Source organism: Caulifigura coniformis (assembly GCF_007745175.1).
Classification (GTDB): Bacteria; Planctomycetota; Planctomycetia; order Planctomycetales; family Planctomycetaceae; genus Caulifigura; species Caulifigura coniformis.
On record NZ_CP036271.1, the window covers coordinates 2289921 to 2303737 of the forward strand.

The 13817-nt window shown below is 64.4% G+C and carries 12 protein-coding genes; 7 read left to right on the top strand and 5 right to left on the bottom strand.

Features of this window, described 5'->3' with window-relative positions; all coding sequences use genetic code 11:
* The first annotated feature begins 93 nt into the window (after window positions 1-93).
* Complete coding sequence (locus Pan44_RS08995; RefSeq protein ID WP_145029335.1) at window positions 94-1725, top strand: Ppx/GppA phosphatase family protein; 1632 nt, start codon at window positions 94-96, stop codon at window positions 1723-1725.
* A 7-nt stretch (window positions 1726-1732) separates the two neighbouring features.
* Here Pan44_RS08995 and Pan44_RS09000 read toward each other — a convergent pair whose 3' ends face one another.
* The 3 genes from Pan44_RS09000 to rlmB form a co-directional block, all read right to left on the bottom strand.
* Entirely contained in the window at window positions 1733-2191 is a 459-nt protein-coding gene (locus Pan44_RS09000) for a hypothetical protein (RefSeq protein ID WP_145029337.1), read from the bottom strand.
* A gap of 162 nt (window positions 2192-2353) precedes the next feature.
* Window positions 2354-3088 (bottom strand): TrmH family RNA methyltransferase, encoded by a 735-nt coding sequence (locus Pan44_RS09005; RefSeq protein WP_145029339.1) that lies wholly within the window; start codon window positions 3086-3088, stop codon window positions 2354-2356.
* Between the two features lie 34 nt (window positions 3089-3122).
* Entirely contained in the window at window positions 3123-3920 is a 798-nt protein-coding gene (rlmB, locus tag Pan44_RS09010; protein WP_145029341.1) for a 23S rRNA (guanosine(2251)-2'-O)-methyltransferase RlmB, read from the bottom strand.
* A gap of 178 nt (window positions 3921-4098) precedes the next feature.
* Here rlmB and Pan44_RS09015 point away from each other — a divergent pair, with 178 nt between their 5' ends.
* The 4 genes from Pan44_RS09015 (at window position 4099) to Pan44_RS09030 (ending at window position 8655) form a co-directional block, all read left to right on the top strand.
* Entirely contained in the window at window positions 4099-5034 is a 936-nt protein-coding gene (locus tag Pan44_RS09015) for an ATP-binding response regulator (RefSeq protein WP_145029343.1), read from the top strand.
* A gap of 134 nt (window positions 5035-5168) precedes the next feature.
* Window positions 5169-5399 carry a FeoA family protein gene (locus Pan44_RS09020; RefSeq protein ID WP_145029345.1) on the top strand — a complete coding sequence of 77 codons (231 nt, stop codon included), beginning with the start codon at window positions 5169-5171 and terminating at the stop codon, window positions 5397-5399.
* A 51-nt stretch (window positions 5400-5450) separates the two neighbouring features.
* The gene (feoB, locus tag Pan44_RS09025; protein ID WP_145029347.1) at window positions 5451-7655 is read left to right on the top strand and encodes a ferrous iron transport protein B; all 2205 of its coding nucleotides are present in this window, start codon (window positions 5451-5453) and stop codon (window positions 7653-7655) included.
* Window positions 7656-7953: 298 nt separating this feature from the next.
* Window positions 7954-8655 (top strand): FHA domain-containing protein, encoded by a 702-nt coding sequence (locus Pan44_RS09030; protein WP_145029349.1) that lies wholly within the window; start codon window positions 7954-7956, stop codon window positions 8653-8655.
* Window positions 8656-8671: 16 nt separating this feature from the next.
* On the opposite strand, the gene fhcD is transcribed toward Pan44_RS09030, so the two are convergent.
* Both fhcD and Pan44_RS09040 read right to left on the bottom strand, forming a co-directional pair.
* The gene (gene fhcD, locus Pan44_RS09035) at window positions 8672-9592 is read right to left on the bottom strand and encodes a formylmethanofuran--tetrahydromethanopterin N-formyltransferase (protein WP_145029352.1); all 921 of its coding nucleotides are present in this window, start codon (window positions 9590-9592) and stop codon (window positions 8672-8674) included.
* A gap of 48 nt (window positions 9593-9640) precedes the next feature.
* A complete protein-coding gene (locus Pan44_RS09040) occupies window positions 9641-9961 on the bottom strand; it encodes a tetratricopeptide repeat protein (protein WP_145029354.1) in 321 nt (106 codons plus the stop codon).
* Between the two features lie 857 nt (window positions 9962-10818).
* Here Pan44_RS09040 and Pan44_RS09045 point away from each other — a divergent pair.
* Together Pan44_RS09045 and bioA are read left to right on the top strand one after the other, a co-directional pair.
* Window positions 10819-11976: a trans-sulfuration enzyme family protein gene (locus Pan44_RS09045; protein ID WP_145029356.1), complete on the top strand. Its 1158-nt coding sequence runs from the start codon at window positions 10819-10821 to the stop codon at window positions 11974-11976.
* A 440-nt stretch (window positions 11977-12416) separates the two neighbouring features.
* A complete protein-coding gene (gene bioA / locus Pan44_RS09050; RefSeq protein WP_145029358.1) occupies window positions 12417-13781 on the top strand; it encodes an adenosylmethionine--8-amino-7-oxononanoate transaminase in 1365 nt (454 codons plus the stop codon).
* Window positions 13782-13817 lie beyond the last annotated feature (36 nt).

Consider the following 13817-nt stretch of genomic DNA (forward strand, 5'->3'; position numbering starts at 1 on the left):
GCTCCCTTGCCCTGCGGCGTGGCGAAGAAGGCGGGTGCCTCCCCCGCAAACCGCTGCTACCATGAACCAACACCAGGAAGAGACGGCTTGAGAATGGCTGCCGCGGAAACACCTTTATCTCCGGTCAATGCGCCTCCGGGCACGAGCGGCCCGCCCGCGCCCAACCGCCCGATTGCCGTCATCGATATCGGAACCTCCGCCATCCGCATGGCGATCGCGGAAGTCGACTCCGCCGGCCAGGTCCAGACGCTCGAAACCCTGTCCCAGGGCGTGCGGCTGGGAAAGGACACGTTCTCGCGCAGCGAAATCTCTCGCGCCACGATCGAAGACACCGTCCGCGTCCTCAGGTCGTACCGTCAGAAGCTCGAAGAATACGGCATCACCCGCCCCGACCAGATCCGCGTCGTCGCCACGAGCGCCGTGCGGGAAGCCGTGAACCGGCTCGCGCTGCTCGACCGCATTTACATGAGCACTGGCCTCACGATCGAGCCGATCGAAGAAGCCGAAGTCCACCGCATCACGTTCCGCAGCATTCAGCCGCTGCTCCACAGCGAACGCAGTCTCGTCGAATCGCAGACCATCATCTGCGAAGTCGGCGGAGGCAATACCGAACTGCTGATCGTGGACCGGGGCAACGTCGCCTATTCCCATTCCTACCGCCTCGGCTCGCTGCGTTTGCGACAGGCGATGGAGAGCTTCCGCGCCCCGCAGGACAAGGTGCAGGGGATCATGCAGTCCGAAATCGAGCGGTCGCTCGAGGAGATCCCGGAGCTGATCCCTCCCGGTGACCGCAGGGTGATCGGCCTCGGCGGCGACCTGCGTTTCGCCGCCCGCCAGCTCGTTTCCAATTGGGATCCCCGCACGCTCGCCGCGATCTCCGTGGACGATCTGGCAAAGCTGACCGACCGCGTCGCCCCGATGACCGACGATGCCATCGTCCGCCGTTTCCACCTGCCGTTCCCGGACGCCGAAACTCTCGCTCCGGCCCTGATGACCTATCTGCACCTCGCGCGCACTCTCGGCGCGTCGCAGATCCTCGTCTCCTCCGCCAACCTCCGTGACGGCCTGCTCCGCGAGATGGCCGAAGGCTGGACCTGGACCGAAGATTTCCGTCGCCAGATCTTCCGTTCCGCGATCGAACTGGGACGCAAGTACAGCTTCGACGAAGACCATGGATCGCATGTCGCCCAGCTCTCGCGGCAGCTGTTCCAGGCGCTCAAGGACGAACACAAGCTCGATTCACGCTACGAGCTGATCCTCAGCCTTGCTGCGACCCTTCACGAGATCGGCCGGTATGTCAGCAATACCAGCATGCACAAGCATTCGATGTACCTCATCACGAACAGCGACCTGTTCGGACTGGGGTCGCAGGACATGCTGCTCGTGGGGCTCGTCGCCCGCTACCACCGCCGGGCCACTCCGAAATCGACCCATCCCGGGTTCAACACGCTCGAGCGGGATCGTCGCGTCGCCGTGCTGAAGATGGCTGCCATTCTACGCATCGCCATCGCCCTCGATGCCTCGCGCAGCCAGCGCATTCACGCGATCCAGTGCGCGCGCCATAAACAGCGGTTGATTATCACGGCGCCCGATGTCGAAGACCTGTCGGTCGAGCAGCTCGCGATCAGGCAGGGAAGCGGAATGTTTGAAGACGTCTTCGGCCTGAAAGTACAGCTGCGGCGGGCCGAACGCCCACAGCTCCGCGGCAGCACATCGCAGCTGTAGCCGCGGGCTACCGGATCGCCGATCCGCCGGCAGGCCGGCTCGTGACGCGGATCACATGCGCCGCCTCGCCGTTCACCATAGTCACCATGACTGACGGTTCCATCAGATCCGCGCCGCCGGCGCGATCGATCACCGTCAGCCACTCCACGCGGCCGTCGTCGAAGACAACCCGGTACGTGCCTGCCGGCAACGAGTTCACGTCCGCGCGAGCGTCCAACGCGGGCTTCATGGTCGTCACCGGTCTGGCTTCCGACGACCGCTCCACGCGCGCCCGCGGCCTGGCCGCCAGCTGGGTCACCGCCTGCGGGTTTGCGATCGCGTGCGCCGGCGCCACCTGTCGATTGCGCTCGGCCAGCGACATGCCGACGGTCCGGCTCGCATCGCCGCTCCACACGACCATGAAGGCCGCCGTGGCGCAGGCCAGGAGCGTCATTCGGAGAATCGACTGCGAGGCGTCGGAGGACATGGCGGGCGCTTTCGTCGGCGCGGGGTTCGGGCGCAGTGGGCCCGCCTCCGCGCAACACGGACGACAGGGTTCTCTCAAACTATCGGCAATTCTCGCCGACGACCTGAGGCCAATCGTCAAAGTCCCCCGCGCTTGCCCGGAATCGCAGGCCACCCCGTGGCATCAGCTCCGGCGCATGAGCCCCAGCACCACTCCTGTGGCCACAGACACGTTCAGCGAAGTCAGCCCGCCCTGGCCCGAAAGACGGCAAAGCTCGTCGCAATGCTCGCGCACCAGACGCCGCAGTCCCTGCTCCTCATTCCCCATCACAATCAGCCACGACCGATCCCGCGGGATGGCCGAGATGTCCTGCGTCGCTTCCTCCGCCGTTCCCAGCGTCCAGAGTCCGGCGGCTTTCGCAACTTCCAGCACCTGGTTCAGGTTCGTCGAGTTGTGGAAGGGGACAAGCTCGAGCCCGCCCGAGGCGACGTCGTACACCGTCGCCGACATGGGGGCCGACCGGTCCTTCGTCAGCACGATTCCCCGCACGCCGAAGAACGCGGCCGTTCGGAAGATCGCCCCCACGTTGTGAGGGTCCTGCAGCGTGTCGAGCGCCAGCCACAACCCGGATTGCTCGCGTGCGCCGGCAAACAGCGCATCGAGATGCGTATCATTCCGCTCCTTGACGATCCCCTCCGTCCCGCCTTCACGGGACGACTTCTCATCTCTGCGCCCGCGCGGCTTCTCGGACGGCAGGACCGACTTCACGGCGACGCCGCGCCGCGCCGCCTGCGTGGCGACCGCGCGCCAGGCATCCGACGACGTCCGCGGCGGGACTCGAACTTCGACGACGTCCTGTGGCCGTTTTTCCAGGGCCGCCAGGACACTATGGGGATTCTTCAGATGCAGGAGACTCACGAGCGGCTACCCATCAAAAACAAAGAAACGCTGTTCACTCACAGGCCGTTGACGATTCCGAACGCTGGCGCCGGACCTCGTAGCACAGGATCCCCGCTGCCACGGCCGCATTCAGCGATTCCGTCCGTCCGACCTGCGGAATTCGCACGAGCTGGTCGCAAACGGCAAGCATCGCCTCGCTCAAGCCTGAACCTTCGTTGCCGATCGCCAGCGCGATCGACGCAGTCAGCGTCGTCTCGACAAGATTCCGTTCCGCCGCGCCGGCAGCGCCCAGCAGCCGCACGCCACGATCCCGCATCCACCGGGCGGCGTCCACCACATTCGGGACACGGGCAATCGTCACCTCGTTGACCGCGCCGGCCGACGCCCGCGCGACATGCGGAGTCACGTCACACTGGCCGCTCTCGCCAACGACGATCGCATCGACGCCAAACACTTCCGCCGACCGGATGATCGCGCCGAAATTATGCGGATCCTGAATCCCTTCCAGAACCATCAGGAACGCCGGCCGGCCTGTCGGCAACAGGCTTTCCTCCAGCGCCGAGTACGGGTACTCCGGCATCATGGCCATCAGCCCCTGATGCTCGGTCGAGTGGCAGCGATCAGTGAGCTGGTCGTAGTGCACCCATTGGATCTCCACCTCTCTCTCATGGGCCTGCCGTTCCAGTTCGGCCCGGAACGTGGCCTCGGTGCGATCCGCGACCAGCAGCGAAAGCGGCCTCCACCGGTCGGACGCCAGGGTCTGCAACACGGCATTCCGGCCCCAGATCCAGCATCGCTGGTGGCTGCCGGAAAGGCGGGTCTTCGGGTTTTTCCGGCGTCGGCCGACCATCGGAGTCCTACGGTGGGTGGGTTCAGGCCAAGTGTAGTTACGGCAGCGATTGTGCGCACTGTGCGGCCTCCATGTCGCCCAATGTCGGCGCAGGCGGCTTGGCAATCATGGGGGAGAGAAGTATGGTGGTTGTGGGCCCATTGGCCACTTCCGGCCGACTCATAATACGGCGAATCTCATGACCGCGGTGCTCGTCGTCGATGACTCGCTCGTGGATCGTCGACGCGCAGGCGCCCTCCTGGAACGGAGCGGCGACTGGGAACTGCGCTTCGCCGAGAACGGCGCCGAAGCTCTGAACCAGGTGCGCGAACACACGCCTGACGTCGTTGTCACCGACCTGCAGATGCCCGAACTCGACGGCCTCGGCCTCGTCCGGACGCTGGCACGCGAATTCCCTCTGCTCCCGGTCATCCTGATGACGGGACAGGGAAGTGAAACGATCGCGGTGGAGGCACTCGAGGCGGGAGCCGCCAGCTACGTCCCGAAACGCGAACTCGATCTCCTGCCGGAAACGGTCGAACGGGTACGAACGATTGCCGGCGAACGGAAACAGCGGGCCAGCCTCCGTCGCTGCCTGAAATCGTTCAAGGCGGAGTACGAGCTCGGAAACGAGCCCGGAATGCTCACCTCCCTCGTCGCCGAACTTCAGGCCCACCTTCAGGAGATGGGCCTGTTCTCGGAAGGCGACCGGTTGCGGGTCGGCGTCGCCCTGGAAGAGGCACTGCTCAACGCCGCCTATCACGGCAATCTCGAAGTCGACTCCGAACTCCGTGAGCACGACTTCGCCATGTACTACGAAACGGCCCGTCAGCGGGCCAAGGCCTTCCCGTACCGCGACCGGCGGGTCATGGTCAGCGTGGAGCTCACGTCCGAGGGGGCCGTCTACCGCATTCACGACCAGGGCCGCGGTTTCGACCCGCGGTCCCTTCCGGATCCGACGGACCCGCGAAACCTTGAGCGTTCCAGCGGCCGGGGCCTGCTGCTGATGCGCACCTTCATGGATCTGGTCGAGTACAACGCGACCGGAAATGAAGTGACGCTCATCAAGCGCGTCCGCCGCAATGAGATCGCCGAACGCCCGAAACAGGGCATCGCGATGGCCGCGCCCGCCTGAACGGCCACGGCTTGCGTTCTTGCCAGGTCTCCGTGAACCGCGCGCTCACATCCGGCGCCCGGAAAGCCGATTCCCCTGTGAGAAATCCGGCGCGGTCTGTTGACCCCTATTGAGATTCAGTCTCAAATCTGAGCATGACAACGACTCTCGACCAGCTTCCCATCGGAAACACGGCGCGCGTCGCTCAGATCTCTGGCGACGATGGTGTGTCCATTCGCCTGATGGAGATGGGCCTCATCGATGGCGTCGCCGTGAAAGTCGTCGGCGCTGCTCCATTCGGCGGTCCCCGCGAGTATCTCGTGCGTGGTTTTCGCCTGTCGCTGCGATCCTCGGAAGCCAGCCGCGTCGCAGTCGCCCCTTTGTAATTCGAGTTCCCGCCTGCCCGCGGCCTCCCCGCCACGCACTCCGGCCGTCACGTGTCTGCTTCTCTCTCTCCCAGTGCAACGGCGTCCGCGCCTCTGACCGTTGCCCTCATCGGCAATCCCAACACAGGAAAGAGCACGCTCTTTTCCGCACTGTCCGGGATCCAGACGCGGATCGGCAACTATCCCGGCTGCACCGTCGAAAAGAAGATCGGCAGGCTGCAGATCGGGTCACGCCCGATCCGGCTGGTTGACCTTCCAGGAACGTACAGCCTCTCCCCGCGGTCGCCGGACGAGATGGTTTCGGTCGATGTCCTGCTTGGACGCATGCCCGATGTCGGCCGCCCCGATGTCATCGTCTGCATCGTCGACGCTTCGAACCTCGAGCGGAACCTGTACCTGTTCACGCAGCTCCGGGAGCTGGGGATTCCGATCGTGCTGGCGCTCAACATGTGGGACGTCGCACAGCGGAACGGTGTGAACATCGACGTCGCCGGGCTGGAGAAGCAGCTGGGCGTTCGCGTCGTCACCTGCGAGGCGCAGCGGAAGCGGGGCCTCGAGCCGCTCAGGGAAGCAATCGTCGCGGCCGCCTCAACGACGGCCGCGCCGCCTCCGGAGCTGCTCCCCGAACCGGTAAGGCGCGAGGAGCAGGTCCTGACGGACTGGCTGGCGTCGCAGGGAAAGAAAGAACCGCATTACCTCGTCGAGCGGGCGATTCTCGACGTCGGCGGCGAAACCGAACTCCGGTTCCTCGCGGAAACGCCTGCGGGCGCTCGCGAAAAGCTGGCCGAGGCGCGAAAGCGGCTGACTGACGGCGGGCTTCGGCTGGCGGCCGTCGAATCGCTGTCGCGCTACCGGTGGATCCAGTCGCAACTGGACGGACTCGTCACGCATTCCGAGACCGGCCGCGTTTCGATCACTGACCGCATTGATGCGGTCGTCACGCACTGGTTCAGCGGAACGCTGATCTTCGTGGGCATCATGTTCACGATCTTCTGGACGCTGTTCATCTTCGCCGACGGGTTGATGGGGAACATCGAGGAAGGACAGGGTTGGGTTAGCGACCTTGTCACTTCGAACATGGCGCCGGGAACGCTGCGAAGCCTGATCGTCGACGGCCTCATCAACGGCGTCGGGTCGGTGATCGTGTTCATCCCGCAGATCGCGCTCCTGTTCCTGTTCATCGCGATCCTCGAGGACTGCGGCTACCTGGCGCGGGCGGCCTACCTGATCGACCGGTTCATGACGAAGTTCGGCCTGAGCGGCCGGTCATTCGTCCCGTTGATGTCGTCGTTTGCCTGTGCCATTCCCGGGATCATGGGAGCACGCGTCATCGAGAACCGGCGCGACCGGTTCACGACGATCCTGATTGCGCCGCTCATGAGCTGCTCGGCCCGATTGCCGGTGTACCTGCTGATGACCACGGCGTTCGTGCCGGCGGTTTATTTCCTGGGAGGCTGGCTGCCGCTGCAGGCGCTCACGCTGTTCGTGATGTACATCCTCGGGGCGGTCGTGGCCGTGCCGATCGCGTGGCTCCTGAAAAAGACGATCCTGACCGGTGAAACGTCGCCGTTCGTGATGGAGCTTCCGGAATACAAGTGGCCTTCGCCGTGGATCGTGGTCCAGAGGGTGATCTCTCAGGCGTGGCGATTCCTCGAAGAGGCCGGCACGCTGATCTTCGTGACGACGATTCTCGTGTGGGCCGCCGGCTATTTCCCGGGCGACCACACGGAGTCTCACGCCCTGGCCGCGCAGATTGAGGCGCTCGAAGGCGAGGAGACACCTGACAAGCCGCGGATCGAGGCACTGAAGGACCAGAAGAACCACATCGACTCGGAACTCCTTTCAAACAGCCTGCTGGGCCGGACGGGGAAGTTCATCGAGCCGGCCGTGCGGCCGCTGGGCTGGGACTGGCGGATCGGCATGGCGGCGGTGGCCTCGTTCCCGGCGCGGGAAGTGATCATCGCGACGATGGGGACGATCTTCAGCCTGGGCGGCGACGTGGACGAGGAAAACGAATCGCTGCGCGGGGCCCTGGCCTCGGCGACGTGGCCCGACGGCCGGCCGCTGTTCACCGTGGCGACGGCCGTTTCGATCATGGTCTTCTTCGCGCTCTGTGCGCAATGCGGCGCGACGCTGATGGTGATCTTCCGGGAGACGGGGCAGTGGCGCTGGCCCGTGTTGACTTTCAGCTACATGACGGCCCTGGCCTATGTCGCCGCGTGGTTGTCATTCGTGATTGTCTCAAAGTTCACATAAACGGCCGCGATCTCGTCTGGCCTCGTGGCCGCGTTTTGGGTTAGACGTGGCGTGTCGATCGCGATGACGTCCCTGGAATCCGCGGCCGCGCGTCAAAGTCTGCGTGGTTCGCCCGACTTATCACCGAACGCTTCTTTGCCCGTGGAAAGCGTTCGGCGCGGGAGAGGGTTCAACCTCGAAATCGTGCCGGGCGGGTGAAACATTGCTGACAATTCCTGTCGTCAGCCGACACCAGAATCAGGGGCCATTGATGGACTCGGGCCGGCAGGCGCGAACTCTTCAATCTTGAGGAGCCCACATGAGACAGCACGACGCTTCACAGACGCCCGTCACCGGACCGTGGATCGAGATCCGCGGCGGACGCACCCGCTTCCCGCAGCGGCCCATTGAGGGCGACCGGTTCCTCATCGGCTCGGGCAGCAACTGCCAGCTCCAGCTGGGGGGCGGCATGCCGATGGCGCATTCCGTGATCTCCTACGGCCCGGGAGGCTGGACGATCGAGGCCCTCGTTCCCGAACCGCCACTGCGGGTCGAGGGAAAAGTCGTCCGGCAGGCGTCGCTGTTTGACGGCGAAGTCATTGAACTCGGCCCATTTACTCTCGTGGCACATCTCGCGGCCGTGGCGGAGCGGGATCTCCTCAATCCGATCGACGTCGCCCGCACCGTCGCCCTCGCCGATGTGGATGCGCCTCACCGATTCGTCGGCCGGCTCGCGGAGTTCACGGCGGAGGAACTTGTCGAGCGTCTTACGGCCGACCTCGCTGCGGCGGTGATCGACGGGCAGGGTCCGTCGGCGACTGGCGAACTCCTGCAGGAATCGATCGCGGCGGAGACGACCGGGATCAACGAAGAAGAACTCATCGCGGACGTCATGGCCCAACTGGCGGAAATGACCGCCCGGATCGCCATGCGGCCGCGGGATTCGATCTCCATCGAGGAATCGATGCGGACGCCGATTCCTCACGATGCGGACGGAGTTCCGCTTCGCAAAAGCGCCTGATCCTGCCGGCAGTCGCTCAGGCCTTCTCGCCCTGTGGACGCAGGTAGATAAAGTTCTTCCCGAGCCGGCCGTTGTAGTTGCCGGCCGAGATCTTCACGACGCCCGGAACGTCCTTCGCCGCCTCGATCGCCTTGTGCGTCGCGCTCGTGACCGTCTCGAGGTCGCGGCCGTTGATGATGATCTCCTGGATCGCCACCACGCCTGCGGGAACCTGCGAATCCGTTCCGAGTTTCTCGCGGAGAGTGGGGCAGAAAAAGTGGTTGGTGCTGGCGAAGAGGAAGGAGTACCTGCTCCCGGCCTTTGATCCGCTGGAGGCGACGCCGCCGGGGAAGGGCGTGATGACGTCGGCGACGGTGAGGGCCGCGTCGCGGGCCTTTTCCGCGGCTTCGAGGGCCGCCTGCTGGGTGACACCCATGAACCACAGGTTGCCCCCCATGATTCCGTCGCGGAAACCGAACCGGCGGTCGAGGACGAACTCGCCCGACATGATCGGGATGGCCCACATCTTCCGGCCATAGCGCTCGGTGCGATACTGCCAGCCGTCGCCGAACAGGGCGATCTTCCGTCCCAGTTTGAAATAGGGATCGGTGTCGAGCAGGTTGAAGCAGGCGGTTGTGGGGCAGGTGAGGATGTTCTGGCTGAGACGCGCCAGGAGGACTTTCTCCAGGGTCGCTTCGCGATCCTTCTTGAAGCGGGGGAGGTGGAACTGCAGGATCACGCCCGGGCGGCCGTCGGGGGTCGCGAATGATTCGTCGCCGCCGGGCCCCACATAGCGATCCACCCCTGCTTCACAGTCGCAGAGGATGGAGCTGGAAGCGTGGCCCGTGGCCGCGTTGACGGCGTGGTCGAGCCAGGTGCGATTGACGGCCGTCACCAGCACCTGCGCATAGATGCTGCGAAACGCCTCGGCGTAGGTGTCTTCAATCTCAGCGGCCATAGGTGTCCTGCCCGGAGCCCACGATTGTCGCCTGCGGATGCGTGTCGATCAGTGACGGTGGCCCGACAGCTGGTGGGCCTTCGCCTTCGCGTCCTCGGCTTCAAGGATCCGCCCGCAGCGCATGTAGATCACCGACAGCTGTGTGTAGGCGAAGACGTCGTCCGGCATCAGTTCCACGACTTTCTTGGCATGCTCGATGGCCTGCTCGGGCTGGTGGAGCCGCTGGTAGTAGACGGCGAGGGCCGCATGAGTGTCGGTGTGTCCCGGCTCGATGGCCAGGACTTCGTTGAGTTTGGCGATCGCGCCGGGCAGGTCGCCGGCGTCCTTGATCTTGATCGCTTCGTCGTAGATTTCGTTCGCCGTAGGCATAGCGTCAGTCAGACCGAGTTCTGAAGTGGTGATGGAGACCGAATGATAGCAGCTTCAGACGAAGAATCGCCCCGGGCGAGCTGGCGGGTTCCCCCGGCGAGGAAGCAAGATGAACGGAGTCAGGGGGCGGTTGTGTCTTCTTGCACTCTTTCCCGCTGTTCTTTCACGGAGGGGCTGTGTCCGCGGCGTCGGGCTGGTCGTTTGTCCGTCACGACCTTTGCGCATTGAATGCGTGACGCCCCATCGGTGCTGGTTTTCATTGTGCTGGTTCCGGCGGTGATGGCTTACCCTGTTCCCTCCACTCTGACGTGAGGGGTTGCGCGATCTCTCGGGAGGGGCCCGCGAGGATCGACTTTATGCCGTTGCCGCAGGAACCCGTTTGGCTTTCGGGAAATGCGACTGGCGGCAGAGGGGCGCTGTTGGTTGTCCCCTCCTCCGGCCTTCGGCCACCTCCTCCCCGCAGTGGAGGTGTTTTCCGGGAGGAACTCCCAGTGCGGGGAGAAGGCTGGAATTGGCGGTGTGATGACATGCCGCTTTCCCGCAGATTGCACTGGCGGAGCCAGTGCCACCCAAGGCAGATTGCACTGGCGGAACCGGTGACACCCAAGGACTTCCTGCCCCTCACAACTTCCTTCACTGGGAATTGGGAGCTGTGTGCCAGGTGGACACAGGGGGCTGACGCCCCCCGCTCTCCGGGTCCCGTTCATTGGCGGATGCGATCGACGGCGGAAGCCTTCGTGGTCCAGTTTGAATGCCCGTCCCGGCGGTTCTACACTCCGCGGTTCCCACGAAATCCGGCGAACCCCGGGCAGCTTCAGGCCGTCCACGCAGGGTCCGCCCGCCTTTGAGCATCTGCCATGTCCTCGTCCGAGTCGCTCCGTTTTGAAACCCGCTGCATCCATACCGGCGTCCACAAGGATGGCGCGTTCGACAGCGCCACGACGCCGATCTACACGTCCTCCACGTTCGGCTGGAGCGACCTGAAGACGAACAAGGGTTACGAATACACCCGCAGCGGGAACCCGACCCGGCGGGCTCTTGAAGAGAACCTGGCCGCCCTGGAAGGGGGCCTCGACTGCCGGGCGACGGCGACCGGAATGGCGGCGATCACGACCATCATGCACATGTTCAAGTCGGGCGATCACATCATCGCCGGACATGACATCTACGGGGGGACCTATCGGCTGTTCGAAGCGGTCTACTCGCAGTTCGGGATCGATGTCGAGTTCGTCAACCAGCAGGATCTGGACCGGGTCCGCAAGGCGGTGAAGCCGAACACGAAGGCGATCTGGATCGAGACTCCCTCGAACCCGCTGCTAAACCTCGTCGACATCGCCGGGCTGGTCGAGATCGCCCACAAGGCCGGGGCCATCGCAGTTGCGGACAACACGTTCCTGTCGCCCTATCTGCAGCGGCCGTTCGAGTTCGGTGTCGACATTATTCTCCACTCGACCACGAAGTACCTGAACGGTCATTCGGACGTGGTCGGCGGGGCCGTCATTACGCGGCAGAAGGAGCATGCCGAAAAGATCGGCTATCTGGTGAACTCGCTGGGAACGCCGTGCTCACCGTTCGATGCGTGGCTCGTGCTGCGTGGACTGAAGACGCTTGGGCCGCGGATGGAAGCCCATCAGAAGAACGCGATGGCCCTGGCCCGGTTCCTGGAGAAGCATCCGAAGATCGAGCGAGTTTACTACCCCGGCCTCGAATCGCATCCGCATCATGCGCTGGCGAAGAAGCAGCAGAAGGGCTTCGGCGCGATGGTGACAGCCGACATCAAGGGAAGCCGGGCGACGGCCGAGAAGGCGATGACGAGCCTGAAGATCTTCAGCCTGGCTGAGTCGCTGGGGGGCGTGGAGTCGCTGGTCGCTTATCCCGACACGATGAGCCACGCGACGATGACGGAAGAGTCGCGCCGCGCGGCCGGGATTTCGGAGCGGACGATGCGGCTGTCGGTCGGCATCGAGCACATCGACGACCTGATCGCCGACTGGAAGCAGGCGCTGGAGGCGTGACGACGTTGATTGATCACTGGCCATCTGTCATTTGCCGCTTCAATGACAGATGACCAGTGATGAAGGACCGATGACAAATCGGCCGTTCCTGCGGTGACCGCGGCGGCGCCTCTGAGAGGTCACCTGCAAACTGGATCGATATGTTCGGAAGGGCAAAGCTCATGCTGAGCGGCCCTCAACGAACACGGTCTTCTTCTCAGAAACCTGGCTCTGGCAGCCGTTGCGAGAGTTCCCTCGATCACAATAAATAGTCTCAACCTGGATGCGGCTTCCAAGGAACTCCGTTTGCAATGTTGGAGAACCACAGGTTGATCCGACCGGCGGCTAGCGCCTTGCCGCTCACTTGAGGAAGCTCAGTTCCTTTTCACCACACGGGGCCGTCAGCCCCTCAGAAGGCTCGGCGGGAGCCTCGCCCTCCCTTCTCGAGGTTTCCCATCGCCATGTCGCATGACCCAATCACTCTCCGCGGCTGGGACCAGGACCACGTCTGGCATCCGTTCACGGCGATGCAGGCGTACCGGACGGAAGACGCACCGATCATCGAATCGGCCGAGGGCTTCCACCTGACGGACGTCGTCGGACGGACGTACCTGGATGGGATCTCGTCGCTGTGGTGCAACGTTCATGGCCACCGCGTACCCGAGATCGATGCCGCGATCCGCGAGCAGATTGACAAGGTCAGCCATTCGACGCTGCTGGGCCTGAGCAGCCGGGTGTCGATCGAGCTGGCGCGCGAGCTGGCGAAGCTCGCCCCGCCGGGGCTGACGAAGGTGTTCTACTCCGACAGCGGCGCGACGGCGGTGGAAGTCGCGCTGAAGATGGCGTGGCAGTACCACACCCAGAAGCTGATGATGCCCTCGGAGCGTCGGCTGTTCGCGACCGTGGGCAACGCTTACCACGGCGACACCGTCGGCGCCGTGAGCGTCGGCAGCATTCCGGTGTTCCACAAGGTGTACGGGAAGCTGTTGTTTGAAACGGTCAGCGTGCCATCGCCGGTGGCGCTGCGGCTGCCGGAAGGTTTCAGCGACCGCGAGTCTTACCTGAAATGGTGCTTCGACGAAGTCGAGCGGGTGATCCGTGAGCAGCATGAGCAACTTGCGGCGTTCATCATCGAGCCGCTGGTGCAGGGGGCCGCGGGGATTCTCGTCCATCCGCATGGTTACCTGCGTCACGTTCGCCGGCTGACGCGGCAGTACAATGTGCCGCTCATCGCCGATGAAGTGGCCGTCGGCTTCGGACGCACGGGAACGATGCTGGCCTGCGAGCAGGAAGCGGTGAGCCCCGATTTCCTGTGTCTGGCCAAGGGGATCACCGGCGGCTACCTGCCGCTGGCGGCGACGATGACGACGGAGGCGATCTACAACGCATTCCTCGATGAACCGGCCGCCGGAAAGACGTTCTTCCACGGACACACTTACACCGGAAATCCGCTGGGCTGTGCAGCGGCTCTCGCGTCGCTGCAACTGTTTGCCAAGAACAATGTCGTCGCGAATGCGCGGCGGAACGCGGACCGTCTCGCGGACCGATTGTCCGTGTTGAAAGATCATCCTCACGTGGCGGAAGTGCGCCAGAAGGGGATCATGATCGGCATCGAGCTGGTGGCCGACCGCGAGTCGCTGACGCCGTTCACAGCGGAGCGGCGCACAGGGCACCTTGTGACGCTGGCCGCCCGCCGGCGCGGCGTGATGATCCGCCCGCTCGGTGACGTGGTCGTGCTGATGCCGGCGCCGGGGATGCCGGGCGACCTTGTGAACCAGCTGTGCGAGACGGCGCTCGAGTCGATCGACGAAGCGACCCGGGGATAGGCCATTCCCGTGGCTCCTGCGCGGGCGATTGAACGG